Source organism: Sphingobium sp. LB126, assembly GCF_002795205.1.
Classification (GTDB): domain Bacteria; phylum Pseudomonadota; class Alphaproteobacteria; order Sphingomonadales; family Sphingomonadaceae; genus Sphingobium; species Sphingobium chungbukense.
The window spans coordinates 2,909,539-2,928,882 of sequence record NZ_NETV01000001.1; the positions used below are offsets into that span (position 1 = coordinate 2,909,539).

The following is a 19,344-nucleotide window of genomic DNA, read 5'->3' on the forward strand; positions in this document are numbered from 1 at the left end:
GAGTTTCTATGTCTGCACGAAGCCGCCCTTATACCCTGCGGCGCTCGTTACGCAAGCAGGCTACAGCGGCTCATATCATCTCGCAACCGCAACATGATTTTTGGCTGGACGCTGGCCGCCGATTTTGCCATTGGCGCTCGACCCCAAGCGTTTTCAAGGAAGATGGAATCATCTTCCGGCTCGGAAAACGCGTTCAATGGGCACGCGGGCGTGGTGAAACTGGTAGACGCGCCGGACTCAAAATCCGGTTCCGAAAGGAGTGTCGGTTCGATTCCGACCGCCCGCACCATCATTTTTATTTTGCCTCAAGCGCCGACGCCGACGCCATCTCGGGCCCCATCGAACAGGTTCGATGGGTGGCGTGTCGGCTTGGCTATCCTCGCATAAGCTCGGCGGCCGTTCGGCCTTGCGAACCCTAAAGGGTTCGTTTTTCATAGATGGAAAAAAAGCCCGACAGCCGAAGCTGCCGGGCTAGGGAAAGCTTTCACGATGTAAAAGCTTCGGGTCGCGTCGCCGCGCTTAATGGTAAATCGTTACGATACCAGAAAAATCTCATGTGCCGCCTCAAAAGATTCTCTTCTTGGACGCTACGGCCTGGGCCTTGAACCAGGGAATCATCCGCGCGATGGCATCCTCCACCCGATCGGTCGAAACGGCGAAGCTGAAGCGGATATGCCGATGCCCATCCACCGGATCGAAATCGATCCCCGGCGCCGTCGCCACCCCCGTGTCGCGCAGCAGCTTCTGGCAGAAGGCCAGACTGTCGTCGGTCAGATGCCCCACATCCGCATAAATGTAGAAGGCCCCGTCCGGCGGCGCGATCTCCCGCAACCCCAGCGCGGGCAGCGCGGCCAGCAGCAATTCCCGGTTCCGCCGATAGGTCGCGACATGCCCCTCCAGCTCATCGATGCAGTCGAACGCCTTCAGTCCCGCATGTTGCGCCAGGGAAGGGGGCGTCAGGAACAGATTCCCCATTCGCGCCCGCGCCGTGTCGATCAGGTCGGGCGGAAACACCACCCAGCCCAGCCGCCATCCGGCCATGGAAAAATATTTGGAAAAGCTGTTCACGATCACCGCGTCCGGCGCGAATTCCAGCATCGACCGCGCGGGATCGCCGTAACTCAGGCCGTGGTAGATTTCGTCCGACACGATCCGGATGCCCCGCGCCCGGCAGGTCTCGGCGATTCGCGCCATCTCGTCCGCCGGAATGATGGTCCCGGTCGGATTGGCCGGGCTGGCGATGATCGCCCCGTCCGGCGCCGGTTCCAGAGCCTCCAGCGCCGCCGCGCCGATCTGATAGCGTTCCGCCGGCCCGCAATCGACCTCCAGCGGTTCCAGATACAGCGCCTTCAACGTGTTGCGATAGGCGACATAGCCCGGCCGCGCCGTCGCCACCCTGGCCCCCGGTGCGAACAGACTGGTCAATGCCAGCACCAGCCCCGGCGAAGCCCCGCAGGTCAGCAAAATCTGCTCCGCATCGACGGTAACGCCGTAACGCTCCCGATAATGCAGCGCGATTCGCTCCTTCAGCGCGGGGCTTTCCCAATAACCCATGGGATCGCTGTCCAGCACCGCATGCGCCTGCGCAATCGCGGCGGACGGCGCCCCGGTCGAAGGCTGGCCGAATTCCATATGCAGGATGGATCGCCCCTCGGCCTCCAGCCTGTGGGCTTCCCGGCTGATGGCGATGGCGTGAAAAGGATCGATGTTGGCAACCATGCGCCGCCTCTTACCCGCCCCGCAACCTTGTCACAATTGCCGCGTTGGACATGCGTGAACGAAACCGTCCTCGACGCCCTGCAATATTATGGCGCCGCCACCGCCACCATTGCAGCCCTTATCGTATCGCTCAATCTCGGTCGCCACATCACCGGATGGGCTTTCATATTGTTCGTGACCTCCTCGGTCGCGCTGATCGCCTGGGGTTTCCTGTCGGAGGACAGCGAAGGCATCGGCCTCCAGAATATCGCGCTGCTCGGCATCAACATGGTCGGCGTCTGGCGCTATCTCTTCTCGAAGCACAAGCCGCGCGACTGACGGCTCATTGCGAGATCCACACCTCCACCGACACCCCATGCTGGCACAGCGCCACCCGGATCGGTAACTCCTCCACAGGCCCGCCAGCCAGAGCCCGGTCATAGACCGCCTTCTTCGCCGCCCCACCGATCTGGAGGAAGATATGCCGGCTGGCGAGGATCGCGCTGGCACTCAGCGACATGCGCTGATGCGGCGCGGCAGGCGGCGTCACCGCCAGCACATGCGCCTGCGTCGACAGTCCCTCCGCCAGTTCGCCCGCCTCTGGGAACAGCGAGGCGGTATGCCCATCCTCGCCCATGCCCAGCAATATGATGTCGAGCGGCCAGGGCAGCGCGGCAAAGGTCGCCTCGCATTCGGCTTGCCCCGCATAGGCATCCGCCGCATCGTTCTTCATCGGCACGAAGCGCGCCGCCGCAGCCTTCCCGCGAAGCAGATTTTCCCGGATCAGCCGCTCATTGCTGTCGGCATGATCGGGCGCGACCCAGCGCTCATCGACCAGAGTGACGATCACCTTGTCCCAATCGAGCGCGACTTGCGACAGCGCCTCCAGCACCGGCTTGGGCGATCGTCCGCCCGACAAGGCGATCGTCGCCACGCCGCGCGCCGCGATGGCATCTGCCAACAGGGCGGCAATCCGCTGCGCCATGTTGGCGGCGGCCAGGGCGCCATCGACGAAAAGATGTTCAGTGGGCATGGCAACTCAATTCTCTTCGGCCAAAATCTCGTCAGGGATCGTGCAAATGTCGACCCAGCGCGCCTCGGTCAGTTCCGCCAGCCGCGCAGGCGTCAGTTCCACCGACGTCGTCCGCGATCCCGCGGCCGGAAAGACGGTGTCGAACGCCTGCAAGGATATATCGCAATAAACCGGCAGGGGAGAGGATAATCCAAAGGGGCAGACCCCGCCGACGGGATGTCCGGTCAGCCCCTCGACCTCCTCCAGCCCCAGCATCCGGGGCTTGGCGCCCAGCACCGCCTTCGCCTTGCCATTATGCAGCCGGGCATCGCCGCGCGCGACCACCAGCGCCACTTCGTCCCCGACGCGCAGCGACAGCGTCTTGGCGATGCGCGCCGGAACCACGCCCAGCGCCTGCGCCGCCTCAACGACCGTGGCGGTGCTTGCGCCCTGGTCGATAATGGCGACGTCCGGCGCATGGGTGGAGAAGAAGGCCCGGACCGACTCCGCGCTCATTCCCCGCGAATATCCGTCAGCTTGCGCTCCCAGGCGAGGGCATGGGTCACGATCTGGTCCAGATCGGCATATTGCGGTTTCCAGGGAAAGGCGTCCATGATCGCATGGTTATCGGAAATCAGCGCATCCGGATCGCCCGCGCGCCGTCCTTCCAGCCGCCGGTCGATCCTGAGGTTCGTCACCCGGTCCACCGCGTCCAGCACCTCCAGCACGGAAAAGCCGCGCCCATAGCCGCAGTTGAGCAGATAATTCTGCTCCGGCTTCGCGATCAGCGCCTCCAGCGCCAGCACATGCGCCGCCGCCAGGTCGGTGACATGGATATAGTCTCGCACCCCGGTCCCGTCCGGCGTGTCGAAATCCGTCCCGAACACCGAAACATGGCTCCGCTTGCCCAGCGCCGCCTCGACCGCCACCTTGATCAGATGCGTGGCCCCCGCCGTCGATTGCCCCGTCCGCCCCGCCGGATCGGCCCCGGCGACGTTGAAATAACGCAGTGCGCAGAAATTCATCGGATGCGCCGCGCTGACATCGCGCAGCATATATTCCGTCATCAGCTTCGACATGCCGTAGGGATTGATCGGCCGCTGCGGCGTCGTCTCCCTGACCGGGCTTTCCTCCGGAATGCCATAGGTCGCCGCCGTCGAGGAGAAGATGAAATGCGGCACGCCGACCGTCACCACGCTCTCGATCAGGTCGCGGGTCTTGGCGCTGTTGTTATGATAATATTTGAGCGGGTTCTCGACCGATTCCGGCACCACGACCGATCCGGCGAAATGCATCACCGCCTTCACGCCATGATCGCGCAGGGTCTGCTGCACCAGCGGCTGGTCCGAAATATCGCCTTGAACGAAGGCCACATCTTCCGGCACCGCCCAGCGGAATCCGGTCACCAGATTGTCGATCACCACGACGCCATAGCCCGCGTCGCGCAGCGCCAGCACCGCATGGCTGCCGATATAGCCGGCCCCGCCCGTGACCAGAACCGTCGGCTTTTCGCTCATAGATATTTTGCCCTGCCTGTCTTAGCCGCAACGTGCTCCTGCGAAGGCAGGAGTCCAGTCCATACGCCGGAACTGGGCTCCTGCCTTCGCAGGAGCACGTTACCCTTTTTCGAAAGGCGCTCCTTATAAAAAAAAGGCCTCCCCGGAGATGTTCGGGAAGGCCTAAACCACTAACGCAACGATTTACACCCCCATCACGCCGCCGCGCGAGATGAAGCGGGGTGATGGAAGGTCGCGCCGCTCGCCGCCATGTCCTGCAACTGGACGGTAGGGGCGAAACGATCCCCATGCCGCTCGGCCAGCCGCTCCAGCACGGCCACGACATGGCCGATGCCGGCCGTGTCCATATGGCTGAACGGCCCGCCGGTATAGGGCGCAAAGCCCCAGCCGAAGATCGCGCCGATATCGCCATCCTCCGGCGTTTCCAGCACGCCTTCCTCGAAACAGCGGGCGCATTCGATGAGCTGGCGATAGAGCAGCCGCTCCTTCACCTCCTCGACATCGGGCTGCACGGCGGCGCGGGGGAACATTTCCTCCAGCCCCGGCCAGAGATGCTTCTTCTGCCCTTCCGGATAATCATACCAGCCCTTGGCGCTCTTGCGCCCCAGACGGCCCAGCTCGACCATCTTCGCCATCACCGCGTCGGACGGCTGCGCGACATAGGCGTCGCCCAGCTCCTTCTGCGCGGCGACGACGATCTTGTGGCCCAGTTCGATGGACACCTCGTCGCCCACGGCCAATGGCCCCACCGGCATGCCAAGCTGCTTTCCGGCATTTTCGATCAATGCCGGGTTGATCCCCTCCGCGACCATCTCCACGCCTTCCTGCACATAGGTGCCGAAGCAGCGCGAGGTGTAGAAGCCGCGCGAGTCATTGACGACGATCGGCGTCTTCTTGATCTGGCTGACGAAATCGAGCGCCTTGGCGATCGCCGCAGGCCCGGTTTCCTTGCCAAGGATGATCTCCACCAGCGGCATCTTCTCGACCGGCGAGAAGAAGTGGACGCCGATGAAATTCTCTTGCCTTGTCCATGCCTTGGCCAGCCTGGTGATCGGCAGGGTAGAGGTGTTGGAGCCGAAGATGGTGTCAGCGCCCAGCACTTCCTCGACCTTCTTCGTGACTTCCGCCTTGATCGCGACATCCTCGAACACCGCCTCGATCACGAAGTCCGCCCCTGCGAGCGCGGCATAGTCTGTGGTCGGCGTCACACGGGCGAGGGTTTCCGCCATCTTCTCCGGCGTCATGCCCTTGCCCAGCCGCTTCTTCAGCACCTCCTCGACATGCGCCTTGCCCTTCTCGGCATAGGCCTGATCGCGGTCGAACAGCACGACCTCCATGCCCGCCTGCGCGGCCACGGTGGCGATGCCTGCTCCCATCATGCCCGCGCCCAGCATGGCGAGCTTCCTCGTCGGCGCCTTGGGCTGGTCCTTGGGCCGCCGAGCACCGCGCTCGGCCGCCTGCTTGTTGACGAACAGGCTGCGGACCATGTTGCTGGCCTGCGGGTCGGCGGCGACCTTGGCGAAATATTTGCTCTCGATCCGGATGGCGCGGTCCATGGGCAGGGTGATGCCCTCATAGACGGCCGACAGCAGGGCGATCGGCGCGTTCATGTTCCGCTGCGTCTGCTTCAGCGTCATGGGCAGCGCGCCCGCCATCGTCTGGACGAAGGCGGGGTTGAATCCGCCCGCGCCGCCCGGCACCTTATAGCCCTTGACGTCCCAGGGCTGGGCATTGGCATTGGGATTGGCCTTGACCCACTCGCGCGCGGCCGCGACCGCCGTGCCCTGCGGTACGACCTGGTCCACGACCTTCAGCATCGCGGCCTCGGCCGGGCGGAACAGCTTGCCCTGCAACATGTACATCAGCGACGCCTGCACGCCCATGATGCGCGGCAGGCGCTGCGACCCGCCGCCGCCGGGGAACAGGCCGATCAGGATTTCCGGCAGGCCCAACTGCGTCTTGGGGCTGTCGCCCACGAAGCGGCGATGGCAGGCCAGCGCCAGTTCGAACCCGCCGCCGACGCAGGTGCCCTCGATGGCGCAGGCGACCGGCTTGCCGCAGGTCTCCAGCTTGCGGAACAACTGGTTCAGCACGAAAAGCTGATCGAAGATCGCGGCGGGGGAGGGGCGCTCGCCCGGAGCGGCGGCCAGCATCGACCCGAAATATTTCAGGTCCATGCCCGCCATGAAGCCGCTGTCCTTGCCCGAGGCAATGACCGCGCCCTTGATCGCCTCCTCGGAGGAAATGCGCGTGATCGCGGCGTCCAGATCGGCCAGGAAATCCGGCCCGATGACGTTCATCGACTGGCCGGGCACGTCGATGGTGAGGGTGGCGATGCCGTCGGCGTCGACGGCGAAGTTGATGGTCTGCATAAAATCCTGCCTTCCACTCTCCGTTCGGGCTGAGCCTGTCGAAGCCCTTCACTTCTCTTGAAGAAAGAACGGCCCTTCGACAGGCTCAGCCCGAACGGGAAATAGGGTTCAAACGCGCTCGATGATGATGCCGGTGCCCATGCCCGCGCCGACGCACAGGTTGATGAGCGCGGTGCCCTTGCCGGACCGTTCCAGCTCGTCCAGCGCCGTGCCCAGCACCATCGCCCCGGTCGCGCCCAGCGGATGGCCCATGGCGATCGCGCCGCCATTGACGTTGATCTGGCCGTGGTCGAGGTCCATCGCCTGCATGTAGCGCAGCACGACGCTGGCAAAGGCCTCGTTCAGTTCCCAAAGGTCGATGTCGGACTTGCTCATGCCCGCGCGGTTGAGCAGCTTGCCCGCGACGAATTCCGGTCCGGTCAGCATGATCAGCGGCTCCGACCCGATGGAGGCCATGGCCCTGATCCGGGCGCGGGGCGTGAGGCCATATTTCTCGCCCATCGCCTTGTTGCCGACCAGCACGGCGGCGGCGCCGTCGACGATGCCGCTGCTGTTCCCGGCATGATGGACGTGATTGACCTTCTCCAGTTCGGGATAGCGCAGCAGGGCGACGGTATCGAAGCCCGGCATCTCCTCGCCCAGCGCCGTGAAACTGGGTTTCAGCGCGGCCAGCGACTGCATCGTCGCGTCGGGCCGCATATGCTCGTCATGGTCGAGGACGACCTGGCCGATCACATCCTTCACCGGCACGATCGACCGGGCGAAGCGCTTCTCGTCCCAGGCCGCCTTGGCGCGGCGCTGGCTCTCGACGGCATAGGCGTCGACATCGTCGCGGCTGATCCCGAATTTGGTGGCGATCACGTCGGCGCCGATACCCTGCGGCGCGAAATAGGTCTTGTAGGCGACCGCCGGGTCCATCGCCCAGGCGCCGCCGTCCGAAGCCATGGGCACCCGGCTCATCGACTCGACGCCGCCGCCGATGGCGAGGCCCGCTTCGCCCGAATAGACCTTCGCGGCGGCCATGTTCACGGCCTCCAGCCCCGACGCGCAGAAACGGTTGACCTGCACGCCCGGCACGGTCTGCGCATAATCCGCGTTCAGCACCGCGACGCGGGCGATGTCCGCGCCCTGTTCGCCGACCGGACTGACGCAGCCCAGGATCACGTCGTCGACATCGGCGGTGTCGATCTCCGTCCGGTCGCGCACCGCCTCCAGCATCTGGGTGGCGAGCTGGATGGGGGTGATTTCGTGGAGCGATCCGTCGGCCTTGCCCCGGCCCCGGGGCGTCCTGACGGCGTCGTAAATATAGGCTTCCATGGCTTTCCCTCTGAGACCCGTCCTCTTTGGCCCGCCGCGTGCGAGCGCCGGATGTCGTTCGTAAATGTATTTACGTTTACGTAAAGTGCAAGTCTTATCGTCAAACCCCACCAACCGTAACGTCATCTAAAAACCGCCGTTCAATTGACGATGACATTCATGCTTTTGCCTTCTTTCTCGATTCGCGGATTTGACCCTCCGACCCAATTCCGCTTCATGGCTTGCGTGGCAGACTCAGAACCCCACCAGGCTCCATCGCCTTTTTCGATCCCGATCTTCCGCGCGATCTGGTGGGCCAGCCTCGCCTCGAACTTCGGCGGGCTGATCCAGTCGGTCGGTGCCCAGTGGATGATGACCTCGCTGTCGGCATCGCCCCAGATGGTCGCGCTGGTCCCGGCGGCGACGACCCTGCCGATCATGCTGCTGTCGCTCTGGGCGGGGGCGGTGGCGGACAATCGCGACCGGCGGCTGGTCATGCTCTATTGCCAGCTTTTCATGCTGATCGTCTCGGCATTGCTGGCCCTGTTCGCCTGGGCGGGATGGGTGACGCCCTGGGCCTTGCTGGCCTTCACCTTCCTCGTCGGTTGCGCGACCGCGATCAACGGCCCCGCCTGGCAGGCGTCGGTCGGCGACATGGTGCCGCGCGCCGCCTTGCCCCATGCCGTGTCGCTCAATTCCATGGGCTTCAACATGGCGCGCAGCATCGGCCCGGCGCTGGGTGGCGTCATCGTCGCGGTGGCGGGCGCGGCGAGCGCCTTCCTGATCAACGCGGTCAGCTATATCGGCCTGGTCGCCGTGCTGGCCCGCTGGCGTCCCGAACGCCCGCCTCAACTCCTCCCGCGCGAACGCATGGGCGTCGCCATGCGGGCAGGGGTTCGCTATGTCGCCATGTCGCCCAACATCCAGCTCGTCCTGCTGCGCAGCGCTGCCTTCGGTATCGGGGCCAGCGCCGTATCGGCGATGATGCCGCTGGTCGCGCGGGACATATTGGGCGGCGCGGCGCTAACCTTCGGTGCACTGAGTGGTGCCTTCGGTATCGGTGCGGTGTTGGGCGCGCTGTCGACGGGCAGGTTGCGCCAACGCTATTCGGTGGAAACCATCGTACGGGGGGCCGCGATGGCGCTGGCCGCCGGCACGGCCCTCATGGCGGTCAGCGACTGGCTGTTCCTGGCCTTGTTCGGGCTGCTGCTGGCGGGGGCGGGATGGGTGATCGCCCTGTCCAGCTTCAACGTCTCTGTCCAGATGTCCGCCCCGCGCTGGGTCGTGGCGCGGGCGGTCGCGCTCTACCAGATGATCGCCTTTGGCGGCATGGCCGTGGGGGCTTGGCTGTTCGGCATGCTGGCGGAGGATCATGGTGTCGTCGTCGCGCTTTATGCCGCCGCCGCCGTCCAGTTCGTCTCGGCCGTGATGGGCTATGCCCGACCGCTGCCGCAGGCAGGCGAGGAGAATCTCGATCTCCAGAATCGCTGGCGGGAACCGGAAACGGTGGTCCCGATCGAACCGCGCAGCGGCCCTGTCGTCGTCACCATCGAATATCGCATTTCCGCCGGATCGGTTGTCCCTTTCCTGGTCGCGATGAGTGAACGCCGACGCATTCGCCGCCGCGACGGTGCGCATGGCTGGTCCCTCCTGCGCGATCTGGGCGATCCGGAATTATGGGTGGAACGCTATCATGTGTCGACCTGGCTCGACTATGTCCGGCATAACAGCCGCCGGACGGTGGCGGACATGGCAAATACCGAAGCCATTCACGCCCTGCATGTCGGTCCCAACCCGCCGGTTGTCCACCGGATGCTGGAACGGCAGACCGGTTCCCTCCCGCTTGCCCGCTCCGCCGATCCGCGCGAGATGGGCGATCCGATGACCGATCCCACGCGTTCCAGCTAATCGCCAGCCGGTCCCAGCAGGTCTTCCGGCGTGTCGATGTCGCGCAGGCAGGCCCCCATCGTCTCGATCTGCACGCCATGGCTCAGCAACACGCGAGCGCCCTGGTCGCCACGCAGGGCCAGCAATTCAGGGAAATGCTTGCGCCCGATGAAGGCCGGAGGAGAGGAGGAGAAGCCGTCCGTGCTGGCGACCACCGACCGGACGTCCTCCGCAGCCAGGCAGATGCGGTTGTAATGAGTCTGCGGCACATCGGGCATATCGGCCAGGCAGATCAATATGCCGCGGCATTTGCGCAGCGGCATCACATGCTCGACGGCCCGGACGATACTGCCGGAAATGCCGTCTTCCGGCCGGTCGTTCTCCAGGATCGTATAGCCGCGCCGTTCCAACCTGCGGTGCAGGAACGGCGCCTGGCCGACGGGCCGTGCCACCGCCACCAGTTCGGCGAATATCATGGAGGCGATGGTTTCCAATGCGTGGACGGCCACGGGTTTGCCCCGCCATTCGGCCATCAGCTTGTCATCCTCGCCGAAACGGGAGGATGTGCCTGCTGCAAGGAGGACGGCGGCGATCTGTTCGGTCCGCATGGTTCCGTATTTATGACTGTGGCGACCCGGTTTGTCCGGCTTGATCAGCATGTGCCACCGGGGCGATCTTGTGTCCAGCGCGGCGAAGGGGCTGGTCTTCCCGCGCATCAGCCGCCATATGCCCCCCAAGCAACAGAGGAGTGGTGCCGTCCATGGAATATGATCCCGATGCCGAAGCCGCAGGCGAGTCGGTCAAGATCCCGGTTCCCCAGGACGTTTCGGAAGCGATTCGGACGTTGATCCGCTGGTCGGGCGATACGCCCGGGCGCGAAGGCCTGCTGGAGACGCCCGAACGCGTGGCGCGGGCATGGAAGGAATATTGCCGGGGCTATGAGGACGATCCGGCCTATCATCTTTCCCGCATCTTCCATGAGGTGGGCGGTTATGACGATATCGTGCTGCTGAAGGACATTCCGTTCCAGTCGCATTGCGAACATCATATGGCGCCGATCGTCGGCGTCGCGCATATAGCCTATCTTCCGGGCGAATATGTCGTGGGCATATCGAAGCTGGCGCGCGTTCTCCATGCCTTTGCCCACCGCTTGCAGGTCCAGGAACGGCTCACCTCCGAAGTCGCCAATTGCATCTGGGAGAATCTGAAGCCCCAGGGCGTGGCCGTCGTGATCGAGGCGACCCATGGCTGCATGACCGGCCGCGGCGTGCGCACGCCCAATGTCGTCATGAAGACGAGCCGCATGCTCGGCGTCTTCCGCGAGGATGAGAAGAGCCGCGAAGAAGTGTTGAAGCTGATCGGCTCGTGAGCGAGGAGGAACTTCCCTCTTATCGACCTTTGGGCGGCGCGAAGAAGCGTGCCGAAACCGGCGCTTTGCCGCTCGCGCAAAAGCGTCTGGCGCTGGTCACCGGCGGGCATCGGCGCCTGGGCGGGATCATCTCGGCTGCCTTTGCGCGGGCGGGCTATTCGCTGGCGATCCATGGCAGCCACGACACACGGCTCGATTCCCCTCTGGCGCTGACGTTGGAAGAGCATGCGACCGAATGGGACGGGTTCACCGTCGATTTCGCCGATCCGGAAGGTGCGGAGGAACTGGTCGCGCTGGTCGCGGAGCGTTTCGGCCGCCCACCCGACGTGTTGGTCAACAGCGCGGCGATCTTCGGGCAGGACCGGCTCGACAGCGTGAATGCCGACGATCTGATGCGGCATTATGCAGTCAATTGTGCCGCCCCCGCCCTGTTGACCAAGGCGTTCGCCACCATTCCGGCGGGGACGGGCGACCGTTGCATCGTCAATATACTCGATCAGCGCATCGACCATCCCCATGCCGACCAACTGGCCTATACGCTTTCGAAAATGGCGCTGGCGGGCCTGACGCGGCTGTCAGCCTCAACCCTGGCGCCGCAGATCCGGGTCAATGCCGTCGCGCCGGGCCTGACCATCGCGACCCCCGATTATGATGACGGCCAGATGGAACGGCTGGCCAAGATGATGCCGCTGGAGGACCTGCCCAAGGCCGAGCAGATCGCGGAAGCGGTATTGTATCTGGCGGGGGCTGAAGCGGTCACGGGGCAGACTCTTTATATCGATGGCGGTGCGCATCTGCGCAGTTACGACCGGGACTTCATGCATCTGTGCCGGTAGCGGCTGCGCGGATGCGGCCTGCCGGGGCTGGTCAAGAACCGTTGCTCTGCATAGAGCGGTCGCAAACGCTCTAATGAACGGAGACGGCAATGGCTTATGAAACGATCCTGGTGGAACAGCGCGATGCAGTGACGCTGGTCACGCTCAACCGTCCGCAGGCGCTGAATGCGCTGAATGCCCAGGTGCTGAAGGATCTGAGCGCCGCCTTTGCCGCCTATGACGCTGATCCGTCACAGCGCTGCCTTGTCCTCACCGGCAGCGAAAAGGCCTTTGCCGCGGGTGCCGACATCAAGGAAATGGTGGACAAGGAAGCGGCGGATTTCTTCCTTGAGGATTTCTTTTCCGGCTGGCAGGGCAATGTTGTCGCCACCCGTAAGCCCTGGCTTGCGGCGGTCGCCGGCTTCGCGTTGGGCGGCGGGTGTGAACTGGCGATGATGGCCGACTTCATACTGGCCGCCGACACGGCGAAATTCGGTCAGCCCGAAATCAAGCTGGGCGTGGCGCCCGGCATGGGCGGATCGCAGCGTCTGACCCGCGCCGTCGGCAAGGCGAAGGCGATGGAGATGTGCCTGACCGGCCGCATGATGGGCGCGCAGGAAGCGGAAAGCGCCGGCCTGGTCGCGCGGGTCCTTCCGGCGGCCGAGTTGCTGGACGATGCGCTCAAGACCGCCGCCACCGTCGCCGGAATGCCGCCGATGGCCGCGATGGTGAACAAGGAGATGGTCAATCTGGCGTTCGAAACCGGGCTGGCCCAGGGCATATTGACCGAACGCCGTCTGTTCCAGATCCTGACCGCGACCGAGGACAAGGTGGAAGGCATGACTGCCTTTGTCGAAAAGCGCCCCGGCGTTTGGAAGGGGCGCTGAACTTCGGCAGTCTTTGTTGTTGCTGGTCCGGGAACGCTCGGGTGATTCAGACCGCCACCGGCTGAATCCCCATGTTCCTAATCGAAGCGCACCTTGCCGCGCCCGGCTTTCACCGTGCTGCGCGCTTTCTTGGCATCGACGCGGCGCGCCTTCGCGGCCTTGCCAGGCTTGGTCGCCTTGCGCGCCTTGGGCACCACCGTTGCCTCGCGGATGAGGTCGACCAATCGCGCCAGCACTTCCTGTCGGTTCATCAGTTGCGAGCGTGATCCTTCGGAACGCAGTATCAGCACGCCTTCCGCTGTCATCCGTCGGCCGGCAATCACCGCCAGCCGGCGTTTCACGGCATCGGGTAGCGAAGGGCTGTTAGCCACGTCGAAGCGCAGTTGTACCGCGCTGTCGGTGGTGTTCACATGCTGTCCCCCTGCGCCCGTCGAGCGCACGAACGTTTCCGATAATTCATCGGCGTCGATCGCGATCGAGCGGGTGATGGGGATGCTCGGCAAACCCTATAGTCCCGCCTGCTCCAGCAGGTCCGGCCCAAATCCGGCTGCCGCGAAGGTTTCCGGCATGGGCGCGGTGGCCTCTGCCGGGGCCTTTTCACCGCGTGGGATGCTGAGGAAACGGCTGTGCAGCAGCATCGGTCCCTGGCCCGATCCATAGACCGGATCGCCGGCAATGCCGAAGCCGAGGCCATGGAGCGCATGGGTGCGGATCTGGTGGGTCCTTCCTGTGCGGGGGGTGAAGACGATCAGCGCGCGGCCATCCTTCTCCGCGATCTTGTGCCATTCGGTGAGCGCGGCCTTGCCTGCCTTGGCCGGGATCATCCGCCAGCCCTGCGCCTGCGTGCTGATCTTCTTGAGCGCGAGGTCGATGGTCCCGCTGTCCTCCACCGGAACGCCGTCCACCACCGCGACATAGCGTTTGGCGACGGTTCCTGCCTCGAACGCAGCGGCGAAGCGCTTGTGCGCCTTGGGATTACGGGCAAGCAGCAGGCAACCGCTGGTATCCCGGTCCAGCCGGTGGACAGGCAGCGGCCAGCGCTGGAAGCCGAAAGTCAGCGAGGAGAGGTGGTTTTCCAGCGCGAGAGATCCGTCACGAGGCGCATCGACCGGCAGGCCGGCGGGCTTGTCGAGGATGATGGCCTCGCCATCGATGAACAACACTCGGTCGTGAAGCAGGGACAAGGGGCGTTTTCCGTAAATAGGGGGAGGCGATTGACGCGCGTGCGGCTTCCTATAGGGCGTCAGGTTGATGGAGAACAGGGGGCATGGAGCGCACCCGCCTGGCGGGGGGCGGCTGGAATGGATCGATGTCGCGCGCGGCATCGGCATCATGGCCGTGGTTGTCGGCCATGTGTGGACGCGTGGCAGCCTGCGCGATGCGATGTACAGCTTCCACATGCCGCTGTTCTTCCTGCTGTCGGGCCTGTTGTCGCGCCCGCAGCCGGTGGCGCGCTTCACCCGGCGGCAACTGGTGTCGCAGATGCGGCCCTATGCGGCTTTTCTGGTCATGCTGATCGTGGCGGACCAGATCATCGAGACGATGAAGGGCGGGCGCCCTATCTTCCATGATTGGCCGAAGGATGTGCTGCCGATCCTGCTGGGCGGTTCCTGGCTCCGTGGGCCGTTCACCATCTTCTGGTTCGTGCCCTGCCTGATGATGGCGCGCATCCTGTTCAACCTGGGGCTGGCGCGATGGCCCGATCCGCTCGACCCGCGCTGGGCGTGGGCGATGCTGCCCTGTCTGCTATTCGCTTATGGAGCGGGGGAGTTCGGCACCCTGTCACCGCTTGGCGTGCTGACGGTTCCCATGGCGCTGGTCCTGCTCTGGATCGGAGCGGCGTGGCAGTGCCTGTCCTGGCGAGGCTGGATGTTCGTGCCGCTCGCCTTGCTGTCGCTGGCGGGGCTAATGGCAATGGTGCCGACGCTCAACATGAAGGCGGCGGATTATGGCTGGCCGCTGCTCACCATGGGATCGGCGATCGCCACCAGTTTTCTGCTGTTCCGCTTCTCGGTGCGGATCGCGCCCTTTGGCGGCTGGATCGCCGCGGTCGGCCGTGCGTCATTGGTCATCATGTATCTGCATGTCGCGGTCATTCACTATCTTTCCCCTTATCTCGGCAAGCCCTGGCTGCTGATGCAGGCACTGATCCTGCCGCTCGCCGCTTATTATCTGATCCGATCCGCGCCTGGAGCGAGCCGTATTTTCCTTTGACCTCAATGCAGATGCCGCAGCTTGTCAGGATTGCGCATCACATAGATGCCGGTGATGCGCCCATTCTCTATATCGAGGGCCGTCGTCTGGAACTCCCCATCCGCCTCGCGGGTGACGAAGCCGGGCAGGCCGTTGATCAGTCCCACGCGCACCAGCCTCGATCCATATTTGCCGAATAGCACCGCCAGCGCCTTGTGCACCTGCATCACCTGCCGCAGGCCCAGCACCGGAACCACCGCGGCAGGTCGCTTGCCCCCGCCATCGCTGTGCATGCTGACATCCTGTGCCAGCATTGCGCCCAATGCCGTCATGTCGCCGCTGCGTGAAGCCGCGAAAAAGGCACTGGCTATCTCCAGCCCCCGCTGCTTCCCAAGCCTGTAGCGAGGCCGGGCTTCGCGCACATGCATCCTCGCCCGTGCGGCCAATTGCCGGCAGGCGGCCGGATCGCGATCGATCGTCCCTGCAATCTCCTCAAAGCCCACGCCGAACACGTCATGCAGGAGAAAGGCTGCGCGCTCCAAAGGGGAGAGGCGCTCCAATGCCAGCATCAGCGGCAGCGTCACATCCTCTTCATCCTCGGCATCCTCGACCACCGGATCCGGCAGCCACGGCCCGACATAGGTTTCGCGGCTGTGACGGGCGGATTTGAGTTGGTCGAGGCACAGCCGTGTCACCGTCCGCCGCAAATAGGCCTCCGGTTCCCGAATGGCCTCCCGGTCGACGTCCATCCAGCGGATGAACGCCTCCTGCACCACATCCTCGGCATCGGCGACCGACCCTAGCATGCGATAGGCGACGCGGATCAGGCGGGGGCGTAGCGGGGCGAAGCTCACCACCGCGTCCCGATGCGTCCCCTGCGCCATCACGCAGCCGCCTTGGCCGGGGTTTCATACCAGAGGCCGAAGCCGACGGCGATGCGGTTCCAGCCATTGATCACGTTGATCATCAAGGTCAGCTTCACCTGCTCCTCCCGCGAGAACTCGGCATCCAGTGCTTCGTAGGTCGCCTCATGGCTGTGTCCTTCGGAGAGACGCGTCAAGGCCTCCGTCCATTCCAGCGCCGCTCGCTCGCGGGACGTGTAGCAGGGCGCCTCGCGCCATGCCGACAGGAGGTAAAGGCGCTGTTCGGTTTCACCCTGTGCGCGTGCGTCGGCCGTATGCATGTTGATGCAGTTGGCGCACTGGTTGATCTGCGATGCGCGGATCTTCACCAACTCGACAAGGCTTGGTTCAAGGCTGGTGTTGACGGCATTGGAGGTGGCGAACCAGCTTTTCATGAGCAGGGGAGCGGCAGCGAAGGGATCGAGTTTGGCAGTCATGGGTCAGCACCTTTCTCTCACATGTTGCGCTGACATGACGAGGCAGGACGGGCGGTTGTGACATGAATGGTAAAAAAATGTGGAGGCGAATAGCGGAGGAGGGCAATTCTTGCCGCCAGTCCGTCATCCCCGCTTTCGCGATATGACGGATGGCGTTGACGTCCTCTGCTGACCAAAGCCCGCCGGATCGGGAATTCCATTCTGACCAGACGGAAAGGGAGCCGGCGCGCAGTCCCATGCGCCGGCTCCCCGGTCGTGTTGATGCCCTGCGACCCAAGGCTCTCAACAACTGCACCGTCCGAAGCGATTTGCCTGCAATCGCTTCAGGCAAAAATCAGACGGCGCAGCAATCCGTTATCCGTGCAGCTTCAGTGCCGTTTCCGCGATCCGGCGACCCTGATAGCGCGCGCCTTCCAATTCTTCCTCGCCCGGCTGACGGCTGCCGTCGCCATCCGCGATGGTTGTTGCGCCATAGGGCGCGCCGCCGCGTACCTTGTCGACGCCCATCTGCGCGGTGAAGCCATAGTCGAGGCCCACGATCATCATGCCGAAATGCAGCAGGTTGGTGATGATGGAAAAAAGCGTGGTTTCCTGCCCGCCATGCTGGCTGGCGGTCGAGGTGAAGGCACCACCCACCTTGCCATTGAGCGCGCCGCGAGCCCACAGACCACCAGCCTGGTCGAGGAAAGCCGCCATCTGGCTGGACATCCGCCCAAAGCGCGTGCCGGTGCCGACAATGATCGCGTCATAGCCGGCCAAATCCGCGACGGTCGCGATCGGCGCTTTCTGATCCAGTTTGAAATGCGCGGCCTGTGCGACCTCCAGCGGCGCCGTTTCGGGCACTCGCTTGATGTCGACCTGGGCGCCGGCAGCGGCGGCGCCTTCCGCCACGGCCTTCGCCATCGTTTCGATGTGGCCGTAAGAGGAATAATAGAGAACCAGAACCTTGGCCATAACTGTCTCCAATCTTGTTAATGCGTTGATCGGTAAAAGGTTTCCAAATTCGGCCGCCCGCCCGGGGGGATGGGCGGGCGGCCATAAGGCTCGGAGGGGATGGGGCCTTATTCGCTGTCCACCAGGACGATTTCGGTGTCCTCGATGGCCTTGATGGTGATGGGCGAGCCGCCGATGATCGCCGCGCCGTCCCGCGCCTCGAAGACCTGGCCGTCAATCTCGATCCGTCCGGTCGCCGGGACCAGATAGATGTGACGCCCTTCCCCGCCGTCATAGGTCACGCTCTCGCCCGCCTTGACGGTGCCGCCCAGCAGGCGGGCGTCGGCGCGGATGCGCAGCGCTTCCTTGTCATCGTCATAACCGCTGGCCAGCACCACCAGCTTGCCGGAGCGGTCGCCCCTGGGAAAAGGCTTCGCACCCCAGCTGGGCTGACCGCCCCGGCTGCGCGGGATGACCCAGATTTGGAAGAGCGTCGTCGTCTCGTCCTCCAGATTATATTCGGCGTGGCGGATGCCGGTGCCGGCGCTCATCACCTGAACGTCGCCCGCTTCGGTGCGGCCCTTGTTCCCCAGGCTGTCCTGATGGGTGATCGCGCCCTTGCGGACATAGGTGATGATTTCCATGTCCGCATGGGGATGCGGCGGAAAGCCGGTGCGCGGGCCGATTTCATCGTCGTTCCACACCCGGATCGCGCCCCAGTGCATGCGGGCGGGATCGTGATAGTCCGCGAAGGAAAAATGATGCCGCGCATTCAGCCAGCCATGGTCGGCATGGCCGAGCGAGGCGAAGGGGCGGCGTTCGATGCGGCTTCCGACTGTCGTGCTCATAACTCAAGCCTTTCGAATAGGATGCCGGCCAACGTCCAAATTGCGCTTCCGGCTTGCTTTCCGACAATCTAGCGATCAGGATTGTTTCTTGAATAAGCAGCATTGAAACGGATTGTTTCCTTATGCGTCTCCCCGATTTCGAGGCCTGGGCCATGTTCGCCGCGGTGGTAGAGCATCGCAGCTTCACTGACGCCGCCAAGGCGCTGAGCGTCTCCAAGGCTACCGTGTCCAAGGCGGTGACCCGGTTGGAGCAGCATCTCGATACCAGCTTGTTCAGCCGCACCAGCCGCCGCCTGGCGTTGACCGAAAGCGGCAAGCGGCTGGCCGATCATGCCGCCCGCATCCTGTCCGAAGGGCAGGCCGCCGAGGAGGCGGCGCGGGATGAAACGAAGGAACTTTCCGGAACGGTACGGCTGGGTGCGCCGATGACCTTCGGCCTGCTCCGCATCGCGCCGCTGATCGCGCAGTTCACCAAGGAAAATCCGCAGGGGGATATCGACCTGCATTTGTCGGATGCCCGCATCGACCTTGTCGAGCTGGGCTTGGACGCGACCATTCGCATCGCCGACATGCCCGACAGTTCCTTGCGGGCCCGCCGGCTCGCCGATGTCAACATGCATGCCGTCGCCTCACCGGCCTATCTGGCGGAGCGTGGGCGTCCGATGCATCCCTCCGACCTCGGCGCGCATGACTGCCTGTGCTATTCCAATGTGACCACGCCCGATGTCTGGCGCTTTTCCGGCCCCGGCCAGCAGAATGTCGTGGTGCAGGTCCGCGCCCGCATAACGGTTAACAGCGGGGAGGCGATGTTGCCTGCCTTGCGCGCAGGCGTGGGTATTGCCCGCCTGCCTGATTTCATCGTCGGCGAAGCGCTGGCGTCAGGGGAACTGGAGGAGATTCTCGTCGACTGGCGCCCCCCGCCTTTCGGCATTCATCTGGTGACGCCACCATCTCGTCTGCGGCCTGCCCGCGTCGATGCGGTGCTTGATTTCCTGACCCGTCATCATGGCTGCTGACAGGCTCGTTTCGAAGACGAATCTATATTGACTCTATCTGAATCATTTCGGCTTCAAAATATCCCAAACTGATTCAAAATCGCGCGACTCGTGGATTTCTGCCGGTTAGCGAAAAATTAACCTTTGTCCTTCAGAAGTTTTTTGGTTAATGAATTGGAGCGG

20 protein-coding genes and 1 tRNA gene are annotated in these 19,344 nt (G+C 64.1%); 8 read left to right on the forward strand and 13 right to left on the reverse strand.

Features of this window, described 5'->3' with window-relative positions:
* The first annotated feature begins 204 nt into the window (after positions 1–204).
* Positions 205–289 (forward strand) — tRNA-Leu (locus CAF53_RS14270).
* Between the two features lie 275 nt (positions 290–564).
* Here CAF53_RS14270 and CAF53_RS14275 read toward each other — a convergent pair.
* Positions 565–1,719 (reverse strand): aminotransferase class I/II-fold pyridoxal phosphate-dependent enzyme, encoded by a 1,155-nt coding sequence (locus CAF53_RS14275; protein ID WP_100238407.1) that lies wholly within the window; start codon positions 1,717–1,719, stop codon positions 565–567.
* A gap of 54 nt (positions 1,720–1,773) precedes the next feature.
* Here CAF53_RS14275 and CAF53_RS14280 point away from each other — a divergent pair, with 54 nt between their 5' ends.
* Complete coding sequence (locus tag CAF53_RS14280) at positions 1,774–2,037, forward strand: hypothetical protein (RefSeq protein WP_100238408.1); 264 nt, start codon at positions 1,774–1,776, stop codon at positions 2,035–2,037.
* Between the two features lie 4 nt (positions 2,038–2,041).
* Here the strand turns inward: CAF53_RS14280 and pgl are convergent, their stop codons facing one another.
* From pgl to CAF53_RS14305, 5 genes are all read right to left on the reverse strand, one after another.
* Positions 2,042–2,731: a 6-phosphogluconolactonase gene (pgl, locus tag CAF53_RS14285; protein ID WP_100238409.1), complete on the reverse strand. Its 690-nt coding sequence runs from the start codon at positions 2,729–2,731 to the stop codon at positions 2,042–2,044.
* 6 nt (positions 2,732–2,737) lie between these two features.
* Positions 2,738–3,226: a YbaK/EbsC family protein gene (locus CAF53_RS14290; protein WP_046765966.1), complete on the reverse strand. Its 489-nt coding sequence runs from the start codon at positions 3,224–3,226 to the stop codon at positions 2,738–2,740.
* Complete coding sequence (galE, locus tag CAF53_RS14295) at positions 3,223–4,227, reverse strand: UDP-glucose 4-epimerase GalE (RefSeq protein WP_100238410.1); 1,005 nt, start codon at positions 4,225–4,227, stop codon at positions 3,223–3,225. The genes CAF53_RS14290 and galE overlap by 4 nt, the downstream gene beginning before the upstream one ends.
* Positions 4,228–4,421: 194 nt before the next feature.
* Positions 4,422–6,599 (reverse strand): 3-hydroxyacyl-CoA dehydrogenase NAD-binding domain-containing protein, encoded by a 2,178-nt coding sequence (locus CAF53_RS14300; protein WP_100238411.1) that lies wholly within the window; start codon positions 6,597–6,599, stop codon positions 4,422–4,424.
* A gap of 108 nt (positions 6,600–6,707) precedes the next feature.
* Positions 6,708–7,916, reverse strand: coding sequence for an acetyl-CoA C-acetyltransferase (locus CAF53_RS14305; protein WP_100238412.1), 1,209 nt, complete (start codon positions 7,914–7,916; stop codon positions 6,708–6,710).
* A gap of 216 nt (positions 7,917–8,132) precedes the next feature.
* Here CAF53_RS14305 and CAF53_RS14310 point away from each other — a divergent pair, with 216 nt between their 5' ends.
* A complete protein-coding gene (locus tag CAF53_RS14310; RefSeq protein WP_100238830.1) occupies positions 8,133–9,803 on the forward strand; it encodes an MFS transporter in 1,671 nt (556 codons plus the stop codon).
* Here the strand turns inward: CAF53_RS14310 and CAF53_RS14315 are convergent.
* Positions 9,800–10,390, reverse strand: coding sequence for a nucleotidyltransferase family protein (locus CAF53_RS14315; protein WP_046766056.1), 591 nt, complete (start codon positions 10,388–10,390; stop codon positions 9,800–9,802). The genes CAF53_RS14310 and CAF53_RS14315 overlap by 4 nt on opposite strands.
* A gap of 152 nt (positions 10,391–10,542) precedes the next feature.
* Here CAF53_RS14315 and folE point away from each other — a divergent pair, with 152 nt between their 5' ends.
* From folE to CAF53_RS14330, 3 genes are all read left to right on the forward strand, one after another.
* Positions 10,543–11,151 (forward strand): GTP cyclohydrolase I FolE, encoded by a 609-nt coding sequence (gene folE, locus CAF53_RS14320; RefSeq protein WP_046765962.1) that lies wholly within the window; start codon positions 10,543–10,545, stop codon positions 11,149–11,151.
* Complete coding sequence (locus CAF53_RS14325; protein WP_046765961.1) at positions 11,148–11,987, forward strand: SDR family oxidoreductase; 840 nt, start codon at positions 11,148–11,150, stop codon at positions 11,985–11,987. Before folE ends, CAF53_RS14325 begins: the two co-directional genes overlap by 4 nt.
* Positions 11,988–12,076: 89 nt before the next feature.
* On the forward strand, positions 12,077–12,853 hold the full coding sequence (locus CAF53_RS14330; protein ID WP_100238413.1) for an enoyl-CoA hydratase-related protein: 777 nt from the start codon (positions 12,077–12,079) through the stop codon (positions 12,851–12,853).
* Positions 12,854–12,930: 77 nt separating this feature from the next.
* Here CAF53_RS14330 and arfB read toward each other — a convergent pair whose 3' ends face one another.
* On the reverse strand, positions 12,931–13,356 hold the full coding sequence (gene arfB / locus CAF53_RS14335) for an alternative ribosome rescue aminoacyl-tRNA hydrolase ArfB (RefSeq protein WP_100238414.1): 426 nt from the start codon (positions 13,354–13,356) through the stop codon (positions 12,931–12,933).
* A 3-nt stretch (positions 13,357–13,359) separates the two neighbouring features.
* On the reverse strand, positions 13,360–14,037 hold the full coding sequence (locus tag CAF53_RS14340) for an RNA pseudouridine synthase (RefSeq protein WP_100238415.1): 678 nt from the start codon (positions 14,035–14,037) through the stop codon (positions 13,360–13,362).
* Positions 14,038–14,104: 67 nt separating this feature from the next.
* On the opposite strand from CAF53_RS14340, the gene CAF53_RS14345 reads away from it, so the two are divergent.
* Positions 14,105–15,067, forward strand: a complete 963-nt coding sequence (locus CAF53_RS14345) for an acyltransferase family protein (RefSeq protein ID WP_100238416.1) — start codon at positions 14,105–14,107, stop codon at positions 15,065–15,067.
* A gap of 2 nt (positions 15,068–15,069) precedes the next feature.
* Here the strand turns inward: CAF53_RS14345 and CAF53_RS14350 are convergent, their stop codons facing one another.
* From CAF53_RS14350 to CAF53_RS14365, 4 genes are all read right to left on the reverse strand, one after another.
* On the reverse strand, positions 15,070–15,930 hold the full coding sequence (locus tag CAF53_RS14350) for a sigma-70 family RNA polymerase sigma factor (protein WP_100238417.1): 861 nt from the start codon (positions 15,928–15,930) through the stop codon (positions 15,070–15,072).
* Positions 15,930–16,385 carry a carboxymuconolactone decarboxylase family protein gene (locus tag CAF53_RS14355; RefSeq protein WP_046765955.1) on the reverse strand — a complete coding sequence of 152 codons (456 nt, stop codon included), beginning with the start codon at positions 16,383–16,385 and terminating at the stop codon, positions 15,930–15,932. Before CAF53_RS14355 ends, CAF53_RS14350 begins: the two co-directional genes overlap by 1 nt.
* Before the next feature lie 354 nt (positions 16,386–16,739).
* Positions 16,740–17,339, reverse strand: a complete 600-nt coding sequence (wrbA, locus tag CAF53_RS14360; protein WP_100238418.1) for an NAD(P)H:quinone oxidoreductase — start codon at positions 17,337–17,339, stop codon at positions 16,740–16,742.
* A gap of 107 nt (positions 17,340–17,446) precedes the next feature.
* Positions 17,447–18,166 (reverse strand): pirin family protein, encoded by a 720-nt coding sequence (locus CAF53_RS14365; RefSeq protein ID WP_100238419.1) that lies wholly within the window; start codon positions 18,164–18,166, stop codon positions 17,447–17,449.
* Positions 18,167–18,288: 122 nt separating this feature from the next.
* On the opposite strand from CAF53_RS14365, the gene CAF53_RS14370 reads away from it, so the two are divergent.
* Positions 18,289–19,182, forward strand: a complete 894-nt coding sequence (locus CAF53_RS14370; RefSeq protein ID WP_100238420.1) for a LysR family transcriptional regulator — start codon at positions 18,289–18,291, stop codon at positions 19,180–19,182.
* The last annotated feature ends 162 nt before the right edge of the window (positions 19,183–19,344 follow it).

What these genes read in the sequence shown, in the direction of transcription:
- CAF53_RS14275 (WP_100238407.1), bottom strand. Translation starts at nt 1,719, where the DNA reads ATGGTTGCCAACATCGATCCTTTTCACGCCATCGCCATCAGCCGGGAA.
- pgl (WP_100238409.1), bottom strand. Translation starts at nt 2,731, where the DNA reads ATGCCCACTGAACATCTTTTCGTCGATGGCGCCCTGGCCGCCGCCAAC.
- CAF53_RS14290 (WP_046765966.1), bottom strand. Translation starts at nt 3,226, where the DNA reads ATGAGCGCGGAGTCGGTCCGGGCCTTCTTCTCCACCCATGCGCCGGAC.
- galE (WP_100238410.1), bottom strand. Translation starts at nt 4,227, where the DNA reads ATGAGCGAAAAGCCGACGGTTCTGGTCACGGGCGGGGCCGGCTATATC.
- CAF53_RS14300 (WP_100238411.1), bottom strand. Translation starts at nt 6,599, where the DNA reads ATGCAGACCATCAACTTCGCCGTCGACGCCGACGGCATCGCCACCCTC.
- CAF53_RS14305 (WP_100238412.1), bottom strand. Translation starts at nt 7,916, where the DNA reads ATGGAAGCCTATATTTACGACGCCGTCAGGACGCCCCGGGGCCGGGGC.
- CAF53_RS14310 (WP_100238830.1), top strand. Translation starts at nt 8,133, where the DNA reads ATGGCTTGCGTGGCAGACTCAGAACCCCACCAGGCTCCATCGCCTTTT.
- CAF53_RS14315 (WP_046766056.1), bottom strand. Translation starts at nt 10,390, where the DNA reads ATGCGGACCGAACAGATCGCCGCCGTCCTCCTTGCAGCAGGCACATCC.
- folE (WP_046765962.1), top strand. Translation starts at nt 10,543, where the DNA reads ATGGAATATGATCCCGATGCCGAAGCCGCAGGCGAGTCGGTCAAGATC.
- CAF53_RS14330 (WP_100238413.1), top strand. Translation starts at nt 12,077, where the DNA reads ATGGCTTATGAAACGATCCTGGTGGAACAGCGCGATGCAGTGACGCTG.
- CAF53_RS14345 (WP_100238416.1), top strand. Translation starts at nt 14,105, where the DNA reads ATGGAGAACAGGGGGCATGGAGCGCACCCGCCTGGCGGGGGGCGGCTG.
- CAF53_RS14350 (WP_100238417.1), bottom strand. Translation starts at nt 15,930, where the DNA reads ATGGCGCAGGGGACGCATCGGGACGCGGTGGTGAGCTTCGCCCCGCTA.
- CAF53_RS14355 (WP_046765955.1), bottom strand. Translation starts at nt 16,385, where the DNA reads ATGACTGCCAAACTCGATCCCTTCGCTGCCGCTCCCCTGCTCATGAAA.
- wrbA (WP_100238418.1), bottom strand. Translation starts at nt 17,339, where the DNA reads ATGGCCAAGGTTCTGGTTCTCTATTATTCCTCTTACGGCCACATCGAA.
- CAF53_RS14365 (WP_100238419.1), bottom strand. Translation starts at nt 18,166, where the DNA reads ATGAGCACGACAGTCGGAAGCCGCATCGAACGCCGCCCCTTCGCCTCG.
- CAF53_RS14370 (WP_100238420.1), top strand. Translation starts at nt 18,289, where the DNA reads ATGCGTCTCCCCGATTTCGAGGCCTGGGCCATGTTCGCCGCGGTGGTA.